Here is a 19408-nt window from a genome sequence, read left to right on the forward strand (position 1 = left end):
TCCCCTCCTGTGCGCGAGGGCGGATTTCCGGTCCGGGCGGCCCAGGGGTTAAGTTTGCTGCTCTACAGTCCTGGCTCGCACGGAGGCCACATTAAGTGGCCTCCGGCTCGTGCGGAACTCGCGACAAACTTAACCCCTGGGCCGCCCGTCCCGGGAATCCTACGTACTCGTCGGGGCAACGTTCCTCGACAAAAAAGACCCGCTCCCCTGTTGGGAAGCGGGTCTTTGGAAGGGCGGTTAACGTACTAGGAAATTACTCCCCGTCGTTGTCCTTGGCCTCTTCGGCGTCGTCGGTGTCCACAAGCTGGTTGAGCAGCTCGTCGAGGGAAGCCATGTCCTCGTTGATGGCACCGTTGGCGGAAGCCTTCTTGTCGTCGATCGGGGCGCCCAGGAGCTCCTCGTCGGCATCGGCGTGATGCGTCGGAGCGGAGGTACCCAGCAGGATATCGTCCGGACCGTCGGGGCTAAAGACCATCTGCAGCAGCTGCGAGAGGTCTTCCTCGTCGGCAACGTCGTCGTTGTTCTCGAGGATGTAGAGCAGGTCGTGGGCCTCGAGGCCGTCACGGAGCTCCTCGATCGCCTTGGCACCGATGCCATCGATGCGCAGCAGATCCTCCTCGGACTTGCCAACCAGGTCGCCGACCGTCTCGATGCCGACCTCGCTGAACTTGTTGGTCCAGCGCTGCGACACACCCAGGTCGTCGAACAGGTACAGGCGAGCCTTCTCGGCGGAGATGGTGTGGCCGTTGCGGGTGAACGAGCCGTCAGCACCGCCAAACTCGTCGTAGCCGGCCCAGTCGAGCTGCTGTGGGAGCCGCTCGTCCAGGTCCTTGAGCTCCACGGGAGCCCACTCGGGCAGCGACTTGGCGTTGGGCGAAGCCGGACCATCGATGTCCACGTAGCCGTCGGCCGTGCGATACGTCAGCTTGGCGTTAGCGTACGGCTTGAGGCCGGTACCAGCCGGGATCTTCTTACCGACGATGACGTTGGACTTAAGGTCGAGCAGGTGGTCGACCTTGCCCTCAATAGCAGCCTCGGTAAGGACGCCGGCGGTACGGATAAACGAAGCGCTCGACAGCCAGGAGTCGATGTTGGACGCAACCTTGAGCGTACCCAAGATGACGGGCTCAGCCACGGGAGCCTGACCGCCTAGACGGGCAACGCGCTCGACCTCGTCGGCGAACTCGTAGCGGTCGACGTACTGACCAAGCAGGTACTTGGAGTCGCCGGGGTTGGTGATCTGAACGCGACGCAGCATCTGACGTGCGAGCACCTCGATGTGCTTGTCGTTCAGGTCGACGCCCTGGCTGGTGTAGACGTCCTTGACGCTCTCGACGAAGGTGTGCATCGTCGACTCGATGTCGGTCAGCTTGCGCAGGTTGCGGAAGTTGACGAAGCCCTTGGTGATCTGGTCGCCGGCGCGAACCTCGCAGCCGTCCTCGATCTCGGGCATAAAGCGCACCGAAGCGGGGACGCGACGCTCGTCGAGGACACGGGTGTGATCCTCGGAGTCGGTGAGCGTCAGCACGTACTCGGACTTCTCGGGCTTAATCGAGAGGTGGCCGGAGTACGGAGCCAGCTCGGCCTCGCGACCCAGGATCTTCTCGTTGACGTTGCCGACGATATCGAACATACGGCTGACCGTAGGCAGACCCTGCGTAATATCGTCGACGCCAGCGACGCCGCCGGAGTGAATGGTACGCATCGTAAGCTGCGTACCGGGCTCGCCGATGGACTGGGCGGCAATAATGCCGACTGCGGTACCGATGGCGACCGGACGACGGGTGGAAAGATCCCAGCCGTAGCACTTCTGGCACACGCCGTACTTGGAGCGGCAGGTGAGCAGCGCGCGAAGCTTGACCTTCTTAAGGCCCGCATCGACCATCTTCTGGATGTCGGCGACCTTCTCGATATAGCCGTCCTGCTCAAAGAGCACGGTGCCATCGGGAGCCACGACGTCCTCAATAAAGCAACGGCCGACAAGATCGGTGTTGAGGTCGGTGGTGCCGGGAATGATGAGGTTGTAGGTGACGCCCTCGTGCGTACCGCAATCCTCCTCGCGGACGATGACGTCCTGGGCCACGTCGACCAGACGACGGGTCAGGTAGCCAGAGTCCGAGGTGTGGGATGCGGTATCGACCAGGCCCTTACGGGCGCCGTAGGTCGAAATGAAGTACTCGAGCGGCAGCAGGCCCTCGCGGAAGTTCGCCTTAATGGGAAGGTCGATCGTCTCGCCGGACATGTCTGCCATCAGGCCACGCATGCCGCCGAGCTGACGCAGCTGGGTCTTAGAACCACGGGCGCCGGAGTCGGCCATCATGTACAGCGGGTTCTCCTCGTCGAACATGTCGAGCATGAGCGCTGCGACCTTGTCGGTACAAGCGGTCCACTCGTTAACGACTTCGATGTGGCGCTCCGTCTCGTTGATGAAGCCCTCCTCGAAGTACTCGTTGATCTGGTCGACGTTGGCCTGGGCGCGGTCGAGCAGCTCCTGCTTCTCGGCAGGGATGAGAGCGTCCCACACCGAGATGGTGAGGCCGGCGCGGGTAGCGTAGTGGAAGCCGGAGTACTTGATAGAGTCGAGGATCGGGCCGACCTTGGCCTCGGGGTAACGATCGCAGCAGTCGGCAACCAGCTTGGCCACATCGCCCTTGACCATCTTGTAGTTCATGAACTCGTAGTCTTCGGGCAGGCACTGGCGGTTGAAGATGATGCGGCCGATAGAAGTCTCGAAGCGTGCGGTCTTGTTACCGGTGACATCGTAGTCGACGAACTCGTTCTTGCCGTTCTTGACGCGGAAGATACGGGTGCCGTCCTCGTTGATGACGTTGGCGTTCTCGGCGGACACACGGACCTGAATCTTGGCCTGCATGTCGACCTCGGAGCGGCAGTCATAGGCGTGCAGCGCGTCGTCGAAGCTCGAGAACACGTGGTTCTCGCCCGGCAGACCGTCGCGGACCTGGGTCAGGTAGTACACACCAATGATCATGTCCTGCGAGGGGATGTTGACCGGCTTGCCGGATGCCGGCGAGCGCAGGTTGTTCGCAGAGAGCATGAGCACGCGGGCCTCGGCCTGAGCCTGGCTGGACAGCGGCACGTGGACAGACATCTGGTCGCCGTCGAAGTCGGCGTTGAAGGGCGCGCAGACCAGCGGGTGCAGGTGGATAGCCTTGCCCTCGACCAGCACCGGCTCAAAGGCCTGGATGGAAAGACGGTGCAGGGTCGGTGCACGGTTGAGCAGCACGACACGGCCGTCGATGACCTCTTCGAGGATGTCCCACACAAAGGTGGCACCGCGGTCGATAGCGCGCTTGGCGCCCTTGATGTTCTCGACCTTGCCAAGCTCGACCAGGCGCTTCATGACGAAGGGCTTGAAGAGCTCCAGCGCCATGGTCTTGGGCAGACCGCACTGGTGCAGCAGCAGCTTGGGGTCGGTAACGATAACCGAACGGCCAGAGTAGTCGACACGCTTGCCCAGTAGGTTCTGGCGGAAACGACCCTGCTTGCCCTTGAGGGCCTCGGCGAGCGACTTGAGCGGGCGACCACCACGGCCAGAGACCGGGCGCCCACGGCGGCCGTTGTCGAACAGGGCGTCCACGGACTCCTGGAGCATGCGCTTCTCGTTGTTCACGATGATCGCAGGGGCGTCCAGGTCGAGCAGGCGCTTGAGTCGGTTGTTACGGTTGATCACGCGACGATACAGGTCGTTGAGGTCGGACGCGGCAAAGCGGCCGCCGTCGAGCTGGACCATCGGGCGCAGATCGGGCGGAATGACCGGGATGACATCCAGAATCATGTTCGCGGGGCTGTTGCCGCCCTTCAGGAAGGCGTCAACGACCTCGAGGCGCTTAACGGCCTTCTCGCGCTTCTGCTTCTGGGAGTCCTCGTCGGCGATGATGGCCTTGAGCTTCTCGGCCTCGGAGGGGAGGTCGATGGCAGCGAGCAGGTCGCGGACGGCCTCGGCACCCATGCCACCCTTGAAGTACATGGAGTAGTAACGGGTCATCTCGCGGAACAGCGGCTCATCGGAGATGAGGTCGCGCTCGGTGAGCTTCATGAAGGCGTTGAAGGCGTCCGTGCGGAGCTGCTTCTCGTCCTTGCACTCTTCCTCGATGTCGACGATGCCGGAGGCGATCTCCTCGGGGGTCAGCGGCTCCTCGTCGGAGAACTCGTCAAAGTTCTCGGGGTTGCCCTGCTCCTTGAGGGACTCGATCTGGCGGGCGCACTCGGCATCGATCTCTTCCAGATCGGCGGCGAGCTCCTCACGCAGGTCGTCAGCGTCGGCCTCGCGAGCCTCGTAGTCGACCTCGGTGATGATGTAGCTGGCAAAGTACAGAACCTTCTCGAGGTCCTTGGACTTGATGTCGAGCATACGGCTCATCGGGAAGCTCGTGGGGCTCTTGAAGTACCAGATGTGGGACACGGGAGCGGCGAGCTCGATATGGCCCATGCGGTCGCGACGCACCTTGGCCGAGGTGACCTCGACGCCGCAGCGCTCGCAGACGATGCCCTTAAAGCGGATGCCCTTGTACTTGCCGCAGGAGCACTCCCAGTCCTTGGCGGGACCGAAGATCTTCTCGCAGAACAGGCCGTCCTTCTCGGGCTTGAGGGTACGGTAATTGATGGTCTCCGGCTTCTTGACCTCACCGTGCGACCAGGAACGGATCTGGTCGGCGGAGGCAAGGGAGATCTTTACCGAGTCAAATTCAGTAGCTTCGAAATCTGCCACAGTCAACTACTCCTTATCAGTGGTCGTGGCGGCGACAGCCTCGGGTGCCTCGGCGGTCTCGGCATCCTGGGCCTCGACGTCGGCGTCAACGCCGGCGAGCGCAGCCAGGTCATCGAGGGCAGAGGTCTCCTCGGCGGTCACGGGGGCGGAGGCGTCCTCGTCGGCATCGCGCATGGGCTCGATGTCCAGTGCGAGGGAACGGATCTCCTTGACGAGAACCTTGAAGGACTCGGGGATACCCGGAACCGGGACGTTCTCGCCCTTGACGATGGACTCGTAGGTCTTGACGCGGCCCACGGTATCGTCGGACTTGACGGTCAGGATCTCCTGCAGGACGTTGGAAGCACCGTATGCGTACAGTGCCCAAACTTCCATCTCGCCGAAGCGCTGGCCGCCGAACTGGGCCTTGCCGCCCAGCGGCTGCTGGGTAACCAAGCTGTAAGGGCCAGTCGAACGGGCGTGGATCTTGTCGTCGACCATGTGACCGAGCTTGAGGATGTAGGACGTGCCCACGGTAATGGGCTCGCGGAACTCCTCGCCGGTGCGGCCGTCAAACAGGCGGGTCTTTCCGCGCTCGTCAAGCTGGGTGACAAACTCGGGGCGCATGTGATCGCCAAAGGCAGCGGTGGCCTTGTTGAGCATATTCTTGTTGGCACGACGGATGACCTCGGCGATCTCGTCCTCCTTGGCGCCGTCGAAGACGGGCGTCGCGGTAAAGAACGGACCGGGGACGTACTTGTCGGAATCGGCATCCTCGGTATCCCAACCGCAGGCAGCAGCCCAGCCAAGGTGGCACTCGAGCAGCTGGCCGACGTTCATACGCGAAGGAACGCCCAGCGGGTTGAGGATAACGTCGATCGGGGTACCGTCAGCCATGTAGGGCATGTCCTCGACCGGCAGAACGTTACAGATAACACCCTTGTTACCGTGGCGGCCGGCAATCTTATCGCCCTGCTGGATCTTACGACGCTGGGCGACGTAGACGCGCACCTGCTCGTTGACGCCGGGGGCCAGGTCGTCGCCGTTCTCGCGGCTAAAGCGGACGACGTCGATGACGCGGCCGTAAGCGCCGTGAGGCATCTTAAGGGAAGTGTCGCGAACGTCGTGAGCCTTGGCACCGAAGATGGCGCGCAGCAGGCGCTCCTCGGCAGTCAGAGCGCTCTCGCCCTTAGGGGTAACCTTGCCGACCAGGATGTCGCCAGGGCCGACCTCAGCGCCGATGCGGATGATGCCGTCCTCGTCGAGGTTGGCAAGCATGTCCTCGGAGAGGTTCGGGATCTCGCGAGTGATCTCCTCGGGGCCGAGCTTGGTATCGCGGGCGTCGATCTCGTGACGGGTGATGTTGATGGTCGTCAGCAGGTCCTCGGCCACCAGGCGCTCGGACACGACGATACCGTCCTCGTAGTTGAAGCCTTCCCACGGCATGTAGGCCACGGTGAGGTTCTGGCCCAGTGCGAGCTCGCCGTGATCGGTCGAAGGACCGTCGGCCAGAGGCTCACCCTGCTCAACGGTGTCGCCGACGCGCACGAGCGGGCGGTGGTTGATGCAGGTGGACTGGTTGGAGCGCTGGTACTTGGCCAGGTGATACTCGTCCATGCCGCCGGCATGCTTGACGATAATCTTGGAGGCGTCGGCAAAGATGACCTCGCCGGCGTTCTTGGCCAGGGTGACCTCGCCAGAGTCCAGGGCGGCGCGACGCTCCATGCCGGTACCGACATAGGGAGCGGCGGGGTGAACCAGCGGCACGGCCTGACGCTGCATGTTGGCGCCCATGAGCGTACGCTTAGCGTCGTCGTGCTCGAGGAACGGGATCAGCGTGGCTGCGACGGAGAGCATCTGGCGCGGCGAGACGTCCATGTAGTCGACGTCCTCGACAGGCACGTCGGCGGGAGCGCCGAAGGAGCCGTCGAAGTCGCGGGTACGGGCGATCACGGAATGCGGACGGACGATCTTGCCCTCGGCATCGGTCGTGATGAACTCGTTGGTCTTGGGATCGAGCGGCGTGTTGGCCGGCGCGATAACGTGCTTCTCTTCCTCGTCAGCGGTCATCCAGTCGATCTGGTCGGTGGCAACGCCGTTCTCGACGCGGCGGAACGGGGCCTCGATGAAGCCATACTCGTTGACGCGGGCGTAGAGGGCAAGCGAGCCGATCAGGCCGATGTTGGGGCCTTCGGGGGTCTCGATCGGGCACATGCGGCTGTAGTGCGAGTTGTGAACGTCGCGGACGGCCGTCGGCACGTTGGTGCGGCGGCTGGAGCCCGACTTGTGGCCGGCAAGACCGCCAGGGCCGAGTGCGGACAGACGGCGCTTGTGGGTCAGACCGGTCAGGGGGTTCGCCTGGTCCATGAACTGCGAGAGCTGCGAGGAACCGAAGAACTCCTTGATGGAGGCCACGATCGGGCGGATGTTGATGAGCGACTGCGGGGTAATCTCGTCGATGTCCTGGGAGCTCATGCGCTCACGGACGACGCGCTCCATACGGCTCATGCCGATACGGAACTGGTTGGCGACGAGCTCGCCGACGGTGCGGATACGGCGGTTGCCAAAGTGGTCGATGTCGTCAACCTTGAAGCCCTGCTCGCCGGCAGCGAGGGACAGGAGGTAGCGCAGCGTCGCGACGATATCCTCGTCGGTGAGCACCGTGACCTCTTCCTCGGTGGTGAGGTTGAGCTTCTTGTTGACCTTGTAGCGACCGACGCGGGCCAGGTCGTAGCGCTGCGGGTTGAAGAGCAGGCCCTCGAGCAAGCTGCGGGAAGCATCCACGGTGGGAGGCTCGCCCGGGCGCAGGCGACGGTAGATCTCGATAAGAGCATCCTCGCGGGTAAGGGCGGTATCGCGCTCGAGGGTGCGCTTGATCACATCGGAGTTGCCGAGCAGCTCGATGATGTCGTCGTTGGTGACGGCGATGCCAAGGGCGCGCAGGAACATCGTGGCGCTCTGCTTGCGCTTACGGTCGATGGAGACCATGAGCTGGTCACGCTTGTCGACCTCAAACTCAAGCCAGGCACCGCGGGACGGGATGATCTGAGCCTTGTAGATCTGCTTGCCCGAATCCATCTCGGAGCTGAAGTACACGCCCGGGGAACGGACGAGCTGCGAGACGACGATACGCTCGGTACCGTTGATGATGAAGGTGCCCTGATCGGTCATCATGGGGAAGTCGCCCATAAAGACGAGCTGCTCCTTGATCTCGCCGGTCTCCTTGTTGGTGAGACGGACGTCGGTCAGAAGCGGAGCCTGATAGGTCATATCCTTCTCGCGGCACTCCTCGACGGTATGCGCGGGGTCGCCAAACTGATGCTCGCCGAAGGTAACCTCGAGAACATGGTTCTGGCTCTGGATGGGGCTGGATTCCTTAAACGCCTCACGAAGGCCCTCGTCCTTAAAACGCTCAAAGGATTCCCTTTGAACAGAGATAAGGTTGGGGAGCTCCATGGCCTCCGGGATTTTCCCGAAGCTGACGCGCTTGCGCTCAGTGGCAGTGTATGCGTAGGTCACCAGGTTTTTCCTCCTTCACGGAAATGCTCGGTGGGTTGGCGAGGCATAGCTTCGCCAGTTATCGCAACCTAATAGTTTATCAGGTACCGACCGTTGGGCAAGAAAAGCCTTGACGCGATTGAGTTTTTGGAGTAGCAAATTATTTCGACAGAAAATGCGCAGGTAGATAGGTATGTGTCGAACACCTGTTCATATATTTTCTGTGAACAGAGTTGCTGATGCGCGTCGCTGAATGGCGGAATGACGGCGAAGGCTGATCGGGCGGAAACTGCGTCCCGTTTTGAGGCCTCAAACTGGGTTGTAGTTTCCGATTGAGCCCTGTTTGGGAAACTGTATCCCGTCCTGAGCCGATATTCTGGGATGCGCTTTCCGCTAGGGTCCTCAGCCGGAAAGCGCATCCCAGAATTCGATCAAATTGTGGGTCGCACTTTCCGGAGCTAAGCGGCAGGTCGCAAAAAAACGGGTGCAGACCGAAGTCCGCACCCGTAAGCGCTGTTTACTTGCGCATCAAGCCGCCGCGCTCGTCGATGGCATCCCAGAAGGCATCGGCAAAGCGAGGATCGCTTGCGGCCATAAGGGCGTTGGTGGCCATCCAGCCAGAAGGCGTGCCGGTGTCGTAGCCCGACAGAGGATCGATGACGACGGCGTACATGGCCTCGCGGTCGAGCGAACGGGCCATGGCGTCGGTCAGCTGGATCTCGCCGCCCTTGCCGGCCTGCTGGTCGGCAAGCAGCTCCATGACCAGCGGGCTCAGCAGATAGCGTCCAACGATGTACAGGTTGGACGGAGCCGCCTCGGGAGCAGGCTTCTCCACCAAGCCGCCGATACGCCACACGGCGCCAGGCTCGGCATCGCCAACGCCCTCAGCGCCCTCGAGGGAGCCCACGCGCTCGCCGGCGATAACGCCATAGCGGCTGACCTCCTCGGGAGCACACGCGGCAACAGCGATAACCGAAGCGCCGCCATGCTCCTTGGAGACGGCAAGCATCTTGTCGCAAATGTCATGGTTGGGCACAACATAGTCGCCCAGAAGAACCAGGAAGTTCTCCCCCGCCACAGCATCGGCCGCCGAGCGAATGGCATGGCCGAGACCCTTGGGCTCGTACTGATAGCGGAAGTCGACCGGCATACCGCCAGCGTGGGCGACGGCATCGGCATAGGCGTTCTTGCCGCGCTCGCGCAGCAGGTTCTCGAGCGAACGGTCGGGCTGGAAGTAGCTCAGCAGCTCGGGCTTACCGGGAGAGGTAACGATGATGGCGTCGTCGACCTCCTCGGGGTCGAGTGCCTCCTCAACGACGTACTGGATAACCGGCTTGTCGAGAACCGGCAGCATCTCTTTGGGCGTGCACTTAGTGCCAGGCAGAAAACGCGTGCCTAGACCGGCGGCGGGGATGATTGCCTTCATATTATTCAAGGATCCTTTCGCAGGCGCAAAGCGCCCCAAGCGTGCGGCACGGCGGCCGCAGACCAAATTGCGATACCGAAGTATCTTACCGCCGGAGACATACGTCGCCGTAAGGCAAACGCAATTCTTCAGCAGGTCAACGCAAATTATTGCTCGAATGGTGCAATTTTATGCCCCAGCGGTAACGGGATTGGCACGGCGAAGACAGCGGTGTTCTGCGTGCCGAGCAATGGGAATGAGGGGCCAAAACAAAAAAGACGGGGCTCGCAATGCGAACCCCGTCTGCAAAGAAATCTGGCGAGAAAGCCTGATTACTTGAGGGTGACAGCAGCGCCAGCAGCCTCGAGCTTCTCCTTGGCAGCCTCGGCGTCCTCCTTCTTGGCGCCCTCGAGAACAGCCTTGGGAGCGCTCTCGACGACCTCCTTGGCCTCCTTCAGGCCAAGGTTGGTGAGCTCACGGACGGCCTTGATGACCTGGATCTTGTTGTCGCCGAAGCCCTCGAGCACGACGTCAAACTCGGTCTTCTCCTCGGCCTCAGCAGCGCCAGCAGCGGGAGCGGCGACAACAGCGGCAGGAGCAGCGGCGGAAACGCCGAAGGTGTCCTCGATAGCCTTAACGAGCTCGGAAGCCTCGAGAAGGGTCATTTCCTTAAGAGCATCGATGATCTCATCGGTGGTAAGCTTAGCCATTTCTAAGTCCTTTCGGTTTCCGTGTCTGTGCACGGAGATCAGTTAAAACACGGCGCGAATGCGCCAGGGGTGCGGCGTTGCCGCCGCGGGTGAAAACAGCGACTAGGCTGCCTTCTGCTCGGAGACCTGCTGGATCGAACGAGCGAGACCAGAGGAAACGCCGTTGACGCAGACAGCGATGTCGCGAGCGAAACCGGAGATGAGACCGGCGATCTGGCCGAGAAGCTGGTCCTTGGTGGGCAGCTCGGCGATAGCCTTAACATCATCAGCGGAAACGGCCTTGCCGTCGGAGATACCGCCCTTGATCTCAAGGACACCCTTGGACTTAGCGGAGAAGTCCTTAAGGGTCTTAGCGGCCTCGACCGGCTCGGTCTCGTAGAACACATAAGCGACGGGGCCGGCGAGGATCTCGTCGAGCTCGGGCTGCTCCTGGTTCTTGAGAGCGATCTTGACCAGATTGTTCTTGTAGACCTTCATCTCGGCGCCGCACTCGCGAAGCTGATGACGCAGCTCCTGAGCCTGCTTAACCGTCAGACCGTTGTAGTTGACGACGAACAGACCGGCATTCTCGGCGATACGGGACTCGATCTCTGCAACCTTGTCGATTTTGTACTGCTGGGGCATGAATTACACCTCCTCGAATTCTTTCCGGGCACGGTCCGCCACAAGGACGTGACGGGGGCATGTCCAAAAAGAAAGCCCCCGCGCTGCATGAGCGACGGGGGCGAGAAGACATATCTACTCGACCACCTCGGCTGGCGGGATATCCCATTAAGCTCGCGGGCAATGCCCGTTTGCACCGGCTGTCTCTGGCAGCGGATTCGTGCGTGAACCGAAAGTATTATGGCGGGGACCCCGGCGTCGGTCAACGGAAAACCGGGCTGCACACAATTCCACCATCCGGCACGCTCCGCCGAAGGCCAGGCGCAAGGTTTTCGCTCGGTCAAGTCCTGGGCTCGCACGAAGGCCACATTAAGTGGCCTTCGGCTCGTGCGGAATCTACGAAAACCTTGCGCCTGGCCTTCGGCGGCGCGGCCTGCGTCAACTATGGGGCAGCCCGGTTTTCCGTTGGCCGGCGCGCCCCACTCATAATGCTTGGGTCGGTGGGCTGATGGTTTTGGGTCCCGGTGGGCTATAGGGTTGACACGAAGTTGGACAGGCGGCGGAGGCCTTCGTCCAGATCTTGGTCGGAGACGCAGTAGCTTAAGCGGATGTGGCCTTCGGTGCCGAAGCAGTCTCCGGGGACTAGGGCTACGTTGGTTTCTTTGATGGCTTTGATGCAGAAGTCTTCGCTTGTTAGGCCGAATTGTTTGATGCTGGGGAAAGCGTAGAAGGCGCCGGCTGGTTCCACTACGTCGAGGCCCATGGTGTCTAAGGCTGCGAGCACGCGTTCGCGGCGGGCTCGGTAGACTTTGAGCATGGGGGTTGGGTCGACGGTCAGGGCTCGGGCCGCGGCGTCCATCTCAAAGGAGACGGCGCTCGATACTAGGTATTGGTGAGCCTTTGCGATCTCGGCGATGACGGGGGCTGCAGCTGCGAGCCAGCCCAAGCGCCAGCCGGTCATAGCCCATGGCTTGGAGAAGCTCTCGATGACCACCGTCTGCTCGCGTAGCTCCGGGTGGCGCTGGGCAAAGCGCTCATAGCCATCCACATAGACCAGGCGGTTATATACGTCGTCGCAGATTACGTAGATGCCCGCTTGCTCTGCCACGTGTGCCACGGCGTCGAGCGATGCCGCGTCGAGGATACAACCCGTGGGATTGTTGGGCGTGCAGATGACGATGGCCTTAGTCGCCGGCGTCACGCAGGCGCGAAGCGCTTCCTCGTCAATCTGAAATTGCGCGGGCTCCGTATCCAAAAAGACCGCTTTGGCGTGGTTGGCCACGACGATGCTCTCGTACAGACCAAAGGCCGGCGTGGGGATAATAACCTCGTCGCCGGGGTTGAGCATGGCCATAAATGTTACCGACAGGGCCTCGGTCGCGCCGTCGGTCAGGATGACCTCGTCGGCCGAAAACGTAAGGCCCGCGTCTCCCATGTAGGTAGACAGCGCCTCGCGCAGGGCGGGGCGACCGTTGTTGGGCGGATAGTGCGTGTCGCCGCGGCCCAGCGCGGCGGTCACCTCGGCGCTAATCACATCGGGCGTGGGAAAATCGGGCTCGCCAAGCGCGAGCGCGATGCACCCCGGATGCTGGGCGGCGAGTGCGTTGATCCGGCGGATACCGGAGGGCTTAAGCGTGGCAAGCGAGGTGTTCATGGGTAGACGCATGGCGTTCCTTTCGTAAGGGTTGCACTAGGATAGCGCGCCCGCGCGCCACCAGACGGTGTAACCTAAACGGAAACCAACCGGAAAGGAGGCGGCATGGAGACAACTGCACGCGGCGATGTACCAAAAACGCTGCAAACCATTGCATATATCAGTATTCCCGAGAGCGCCGATCTTGAGTTTTTGCTTTGGGACCTGCAGGATGCCATCGCCGCCTATGCTCAGCTTTCCGACACCGCGCTCCCCCGTTCGGTCGACTTGGAGGCGGATGATGCCGGTGTAGTCGATGGCATGGTGTTCGCTGTTGATGATGCATTTGATGATGAGGCGATGATCACTGTCGAGCAGATACTCGATCGCTTCGGGGATACAGAGACACGCGTCTATGTCGTCGTCCAGGCCTTGTCAAAAAACAACAAGCAGGCGGACGAAGTCCTCGACCACCTGTACCGGGCATGTATTCTACGTGACCTGCCATGGTGCGGTGGCGTTGTCATCTGCGCCGGCAGCGGTATTGTGGCGCTTCGCCACTCCCCGCGTATGGGCCTCTTACGCCGGCCATTTTCCGAAGCGATGGATAAGCTTGTAGGCGCCGTACGCATGGGCTGCTCCATAGAGCATGCGCAGCTGCTTGGCGGCGGCGATGCCGACAGTGTCGATGCCGACGGCATGGTGCGCGCCAAGCCCGCCGTGCCCGCACCAATCTGGCGCGCCATCATCAAACGCCTCGGTGCCCATGCTCAATCAAGGATCTAGATTACCGTGCGGTCCAGTCAACTGCCTCGCGCCAGCGCTCGACAAGCCGCTCCAGGCGCCAGGCCGCGTTAGCGGGACTAGTTGACGGCAACACGACAGCGGACAGACCCGTCCGCTCCTGTAGATAGCGCTTATAGAGGCGCCCCGCCGTACCTCCGTTGCATACCACCCGCTCGATGGGCGCAGCTCCAGTGATGCGTTCGATATATGCCGGCACAACGTTTTTGATGCTCGCGTCGCTCGACCCCTTAATGTCGCAGCTCTCGACCACATCCCACAGGGCCACACCACCGTTCAACAGCATGGATCGCTTGGCGGCAATAGAGGCGTCGAGCGTCGCGGGCTCGCCGCCCACCAAAAGGTCGCCCTCGTTGGGTGGTACAGGCACACCAAGGCACGCGGCCATCACGCGCCAAAAGCGATTCTGAGGGTTGCCGTAATAAAAGGCATTGGCGCGCGAAAGCACCGAGGGAAACGATCCCAGCACCAAAACGCGCGAGTGCTGGTCAAACACGGGCTCAAACTCATGCTCAATATGTTGATAGCCCTCGTCTGACGCCGCCATGACCTAGGCCCTCAACAGATAGCGCACCTCGTAGGGCGCAAGTTCAAGCGCACCCGTCAGCTCGACCGTGGGTGCATCGTCGGCAAGTAGGTCGACGAAGGAGCCGTTGAGTTCGCCGGCTCCAAAGGTATAAGGCTCGTTCACGGCATTGACCGCCACGAGCACCGTCGCGTCGTCGCAGGCGCGCTCGAACAGCAGCTGCTTGTTCTGGATCACCACGTTGCGATAGGCACCGTAGCTGAGAGCGCGTGCCGCCGCGTCGTCGGCCGAGCGCAGGTGCGCAAGCTGTGTGACGAACGCCGTCAGCTCGTTGGGTGCAGGCTCATCGAGCGCAGGGCGCAGCGCCCAGTCGCCATCGGGGCCGCCCTTTTCGCCAGCAATTCCCCACTCGCTGCCATAGTAGATGCACGGGATGCCCGGCATGCCAAAGAGCATGCCATAGGCGGGACGCAGGCACGACTTGTCGGTAAGGATGCTCGCCAGGCGTGGCACGTCGTGGTTGTCGACAAACGACAGCAGGTGCTTGCCGCGGTAGATGCACCACGGGTCGCCGCCAAACTGACGGTGCAGCGAGTGGGCGATCTCGAACATGTTGATCGAGTTAAAGCTGGAGTACAGTCCCTTGTAACACTCGTAGTTGGTGCAGGAGTCGAGCATCTCGTCGTTGACGATCTGGTTGTAGTCGCCGTGGAGCGTCTCGCCGATCAGCACAAAGTCGGGCTTGAGCTCACGGGCAAAGGCGTGCAGGCGGCGCATAAAGTCGCGGTCGAGCATATAGGCGACGTCCAGGCGCAGACCGTCGACGCCAAAGACATCGGCCCAGCGGCGCACGGACTCGAGCAGGTAATCGACCACGGCGGGGTTTTGCAGGTTGAGCTTCACGAGCTCAAAATGGCCTTCCCAGCCCTCGTACCAAAAGCCGTCGCCGTAGCACGAGTCGCCGTCAAAGCTGATGTGGAACCAGTCCTTGTAGGGCGAGTCCCACTTGCGCTCCTGCACATCGCGGAAGGCCCAAAAGCCGCGACCGACGTGGTTGAAGACGGCGTCGAGCACCACGCGGATGCCGTGGGCATGCAGCGTCTCGCACACGGCGGCAAAGTCGGCATCCCCACCCAGGCGACGGTCGATGTGGCGCAGGCTGCGCGTGTCGTAGCCATGGCTATCGGACTCGAGCGGTGGGTTGATGAGCACAGCGCCAATACCTAGTTCCTGCAGGTAGTCGGCCCATTGGGCGATTTTCATGATGGGGGCATCGGGGTTGGGCGCGTCGTTGGCAGCCTGGGCAAGCTCATCCTCGGCAACGGGCGCGGCGTTTTCGCGCGGAGCTCCACAAAAGCCCATCGGATAGATTTGATAGAACGTCGTCTCGTATGCCCACATAGTAACCTCCCGGTAAGCCAACACAACGACATCCATTGTATGCCCGGCTTGCATCCTCTTCCCCAAAATAAGTTGCAGTGGAATAGTTCCTGCTTGGGCCTTCAGAGGCCTTAAACAGGAACTATTCCACCGCAACTGATGAGGAAACGTGATTAGGCGACGGGCTTGGCGCTGCGTATGGCCGGGAACATCACCGTGATGGCGAGGATGACGCCCACGACGGCAATCGCCCCGCCCGCGAAGCCGATCCAGACGATACCGGGGCCCGAAACCACGGCGCCGCCGATCGCGGTGCCCGTGCCGATACCCAGATTAAACAGGCCCGAGAAGATCGACATGGCGACAGCCGACGAATCCGCGGGCGTGTACTTGATGAGCTCGGCCTGGAACGCCACATTGAAGGCCGTGGCGCAGCAGCCCCACAGCACGCAGACGGCAAGCACTGCTGCGAGCGACGATGCGGCCGAACCTATGAGCAGCAGGGCCGCTGGCACGCCGGAGAGCGTGATAGCCAAAAACGGGAAGCGATGCCCGTCGAACAGGCGGCCAAACAGCCAGCTGCCCACCAGACCGGAGCAGCCAAACGCCGTCAGCGTCATGGTAATGGCGCCCGCGTCGACGTGCGCGACCTGCGCCAGGAAGGGCTCGATATAGCTGTAGCCTGTGTAATAGCCGGTCGCCATAAAAACCGTGACCGCGTAGAGCGCGATGAGGAACGGGTTCTTGAGCAGCTCGGGCAGCTGTTTAACGGCAAAGCGCTCACCCGCCGGCATGGCCGGGAACACCGCTGCCTGGTACACCACCGCGGCGGCAGAAAAGGCCCCGACCACGGCAAACGTCATGCGCCAGCCCACAGCCAGCCCGATGGCGCGGCCGATCGGCAGGCCAAAGATCTGCGCGATGGACGAGCCCGTGGCGATCATGCTGATGGCGAGCGCCCCGTGACGGGCGTCGACCAGGCGCGAGGCCATAATCGAGGCGACCGACCAGAACACGGCATGTGCGCAAGCGACCACCAGGCGTGCGCAGACCAAAATAGGATAGGTGGGCGCCACGGCGGACAGGAACTGACCCAGAGAGAACACGGCGAGCACGCCGAGCAGCATACGCTTGAACTCAAAGCGCGAGGCAAACACCATAAGCGGCAGCGACAGCAGCATGACGCCCCAGGCGTAGACCGAAATCATGATGCCCGCCTGGGCCTCGGTGAGCGAGAACGACGCGGCAATATCAGTCAGAAGGCCGATGGGCATGAACTCCGATGTGTTGAACACGAACGCGCAGCAGGCGAGCCCGATAAGCGGGAACCACTGCTTGAGCGAGATGCCATCTTGTCTTGCCTGAGTCATGTAGGAAACCTCTCCGATTGTCTTGGGCGGTGGGCGATTATATAGCAACGGCCCCGCATCCGTCAGTACAGATGCGGGGCCGCAATCAACTCAATACACAGAGGTTGCGCCGTCAATAAATAGCTAAGCCAACCCCAGCAATATGCCCGCCGAATGCACGACAAACGCCACAATCCAGGCGACCATCACCTGAAACGCGAACACGGCAACGGCATAGCGCGCGCCCAACTCGCTCTTGACGGCACCGATTGCCGCCACGCAGGGCGGGTACAGCAGCGTAAAGACCAAGAACACGTAGGCGGTAAACGGCGAAAACATGGTCGACAGCGCCGCAGGTGACGTTGCATCCAAAAGCACGGTGAGGGTCGAGATGACGCTCTCCTTGGCGATAAGTCCGGTGACGAGCGCCGTGGATGCACGCCAGTCGCCAAAGCCAAGCGGCGCCAACGCCGGCGCGATGATGCTACCCAGACCGGCAAGTAGACTCTGCGACTGATCGGCGACCACATTAAAGCGGATGTCAAACGTCTGGAGGAACCAGATGACCACGGTGGCGGCAAAGATGATGGTAAAGGCCTTGGTAATAAAGTCCTTGGCCTTATCCCACGCCAGCATCACCGTCGTCTTGATGCTCGGCAGGCGGTAATTGGGTAGCTCCATGATAAACGGCACCGGGTCGCCCTTAAATGCCGTGCGGTTGAGCACCAAAGCCGCGATGCAACCGACCGCAATGCCAATCAGATAGAGCGAGACCATGGCGGGGACCGTCGCCTGCGGGAAGAATGCTCCGCACAGCAAGCCGTAAACCGGCAACTTGGCCGAGCAGCTCATGAACGGCGTGAGCATGACCGTCATCTTGCGATCATGCTCGGATGGGAGTGTACGGGTCGACATGATAGCCGGCACGGTGCAGCCAAAACCGACGAGCATGGGCACAAAGCTGCGGCCCGACAGGCCAAAGCGACGCAGCACCTTATCCATGACAAAGGCCACGCGCGCCATGTAGCCGGAGTCTTCCAGAATGGAGAGGAACAAGAAGAGCACGACGATAATCGGCAGGAAGGTCAGCACGCTGCCCACGCCCGTAAGCACGCCGTCGACAGCCAGCGAGCGCACCACGTCATTGGTTCCAAACGCCTTGAGACCCGCATCGGCCGAGGCGATGATGACAGCGATGCCGTCCTCCATAAGTCCCTGCAACGCCGCGCCGATCACGCCAAACGTCAGCCAAAAGACGAGGCCCATGATCACCAGAAACGCCGGGATGGCCGTGTAGCGACCCGTCAGGATGCGGTCGATCTTAACGGAGCGCACGTGCTCGCGGCTCTCGTGCGGCTTCACCACGCAGCGCCCGCACACGTCGCCGATAAAGCTAAAGCGCATATCGGCCAGCGCGGACAGGCGGTCGGTGCCAGCCTCGCCCTCCATCTGGGTAATGATGTGCTCGATAGCGTCAAGTTCGTTGCGATCCAGGTGAAGTGCCTCGGTCACCAGCTCGTCGCCCTCAACCAGCTTGGTCGCCGCAAAACGCACCGGAATGCGGGCCGTCACGGCATGGTCCTCGATCAGGTTGGCAATGCCGTGGATGCAGCGATGCAGCGCACCGCCGTCCGGGCCATCGGGCGCGCAGAAGTCCAGGCGACCCGGGCGCTCGCGGAACCGCGCCACATGCAGAGCGTGATCCACCAGCTCGCCGATACCCTCGTTGCGGGCAGCGCTAATGGGGACAACAGGCACGCCCAACAGGCTCTCGAGCAGGTTGACGTCCACGGCGCCGCCGTTGGCCGTCACCTCGTCCATCATGTTGAGCGCGATGACCATGGGGCAGTCGAGCTCCATAAGCTGCAGCGTCAGGTAGAGGTTGCGCTCGATATTGGTGGCATCGATGATGTCGATGATGGCGTCGGGATGCTCGTCAAGGATGAATTGACGGCTGACAATCTCCTCGCCCGTGTACGGCGACAACGAATAAATACCGGGCAGGTCGGTAACGCTCGCCTCGGGGTGGTTACGGACAGTACCGTCCTTGCGGTCGACCGTCACACCGGGAAAGTTACCAACATGTTGGTTGGAACCCGTCAGCTGGTTGAACAGCGTGGTCTTGCCGCAATTTTGGTTGCCGGCGAGGGCAAAGTGCAGCGGCGCGCCCTCGGGCACGGCCGTTTTTGCCGCGCGGGGCGAATACGTCCCCTCACCGAGCGCCGGGTGCTCCGTCGTACCGATTGCGGCGTTAACGCGCGGGCTCGTATCGGTGTCGTGAATACCCACGAGCTCAATGCGAGCAGCATCGTCTTTGCGCAGCGTCAACTCGTAGCCACGCAGGCGAATCTCGAGCGGGTCGCCCATGGGGGCGTACTTCATCATGGTGACTTCGGTGCCCGGCGTTAAGCCCATGTCCAAAATATGCTGTCGGAGTGCCTGATCGTCCGATGCCACCGATGCGACAACGGCGTCCTTTCCAATCTCGAGTGTATCGAGCTTCACGTCCGTGTTCCTCCCCCGACGCCCACAGGGCGTTGCATTTATGTTCACCATTGCTAACCGTTTGCCATGGCTAACCAATTTTAACCATGCATGATAGCGCGAACATGCAGCGACGTTCAATCAACAGATTGTTGCAATGGGGACAGATCGCTTTGCCCAATAGATGCGATGCGGAACAACCAGGCGCGGGAGGGGATTACGGGACACGGTTTCCCAGACGGCACCCTTTCGGAAACCGCACCCCACTATTCAGGCGAATTCCGGGATGCAGTTTCCCGATGGGGGCT

The 19408-nt window shown here is 61.7% G+C and carries 11 protein-coding genes; 1 reads left to right on the forward strand and 10 read right to left on the reverse strand.

The window, feature by feature from the left end; translation table 11 throughout:
• Positions 1–253: 253 nt before the first annotated feature.
• The 6 genes from ACQRAJ_RS08480 to ACQRAJ_RS08505 form a co-directional block, all read right to left on the reverse strand.
• Complete coding sequence (locus ACQRAJ_RS08480) at positions 254–4729, reverse strand: DNA-directed RNA polymerase subunit beta' (RefSeq protein WP_370450532.1); 4476 nt, start codon at positions 4727–4729, stop codon at positions 254–256.
• Positions 4730–4735: 6 nt separating this feature from the next.
• A complete protein-coding gene (locus tag ACQRAJ_RS08485; protein WP_229770619.1) occupies positions 4736–8164 on the reverse strand; it encodes a DNA-directed RNA polymerase subunit beta in 3429 nt (1142 codons plus the stop codon).
• A 559-nt stretch (positions 8165–8723) separates the two neighbouring features.
• Positions 8724–9632: a UTP--glucose-1-phosphate uridylyltransferase gene (locus ACQRAJ_RS08490; RefSeq protein ID WP_368136490.1), complete on the reverse strand. Its 909-nt coding sequence runs from the start codon at positions 9630–9632 to the stop codon at positions 8724–8726.
• Between the two features lie 311 nt (positions 9633–9943).
• A complete protein-coding gene (gene rplL / locus ACQRAJ_RS08495) occupies positions 9944–10321 on the reverse strand; it encodes a 50S ribosomal protein L7/L12 (RefSeq protein WP_154514707.1) in 378 nt (125 codons plus the stop codon).
• 102 nt (positions 10322–10423) lie between these two features.
• Positions 10424–10945: a 50S ribosomal protein L10 gene (gene rplJ / locus ACQRAJ_RS08500; RefSeq protein ID WP_117646079.1), complete on the reverse strand. Its 522-nt coding sequence runs from the start codon at positions 10943–10945 to the stop codon at positions 10424–10426.
• Positions 10946–11453: 508 nt separating this feature from the next.
• Complete coding sequence (locus ACQRAJ_RS08505) at positions 11454–12590, reverse strand: pyridoxal phosphate-dependent aminotransferase (protein WP_427748352.1); 1137 nt, start codon at positions 12588–12590, stop codon at positions 11454–11456.
• A 93-nt stretch (positions 12591–12683) separates the two neighbouring features.
• Between ACQRAJ_RS08505 and ACQRAJ_RS08510 the strand changes: the two genes are divergently transcribed.
• The gene (locus tag ACQRAJ_RS08510) at positions 12684–13343 is read left to right on the forward strand and encodes a hypothetical protein (protein WP_427748353.1); all 660 of its coding nucleotides are present in this window, start codon (positions 12684–12686) and stop codon (positions 13341–13343) included.
• Between the two features lies 1 nt (position 13344).
• Here the strand turns inward: ACQRAJ_RS08510 and ACQRAJ_RS08515 are convergent, their stop codons facing one another.
• The 4 genes from ACQRAJ_RS08515 to feoB form a co-directional block, all read right to left on the reverse strand.
• Positions 13345–13908, reverse strand: coding sequence for a uracil-DNA glycosylase family protein (locus tag ACQRAJ_RS08515; protein WP_427748354.1), 564 nt, complete (start codon positions 13906–13908; stop codon positions 13345–13347).
• A gap of 3 nt (positions 13909–13911) precedes the next feature.
• Positions 13912–15288 carry an alpha-amylase family glycosyl hydrolase gene (locus tag ACQRAJ_RS08520; protein WP_427748355.1) on the reverse strand — a complete coding sequence of 459 codons (1377 nt, stop codon included), beginning with the start codon at positions 15286–15288 and terminating at the stop codon, positions 13912–13914.
• A gap of 152 nt (positions 15289–15440) precedes the next feature.
• Positions 15441–16637, reverse strand: a complete 1197-nt coding sequence (locus ACQRAJ_RS08525; RefSeq protein WP_427748356.1) for an MFS transporter — start codon at positions 16635–16637, stop codon at positions 15441–15443.
• 123 nt (positions 16638–16760) lie between these two features.
• Entirely contained in the window at positions 16761–19172 is a 2412-nt protein-coding gene (feoB, locus tag ACQRAJ_RS08530) for a ferrous iron transport protein B (protein ID WP_427748357.1), read from the reverse strand.
• Positions 19173–19408: the final 236 nt, after the last annotated feature.

This window comes from Collinsella sp. SGI.184, from assembly GCF_050313415.1.
Classification (GTDB): Bacteria; Actinomycetota; Coriobacteriia; order Coriobacteriales; family Coriobacteriaceae; genus Collinsella.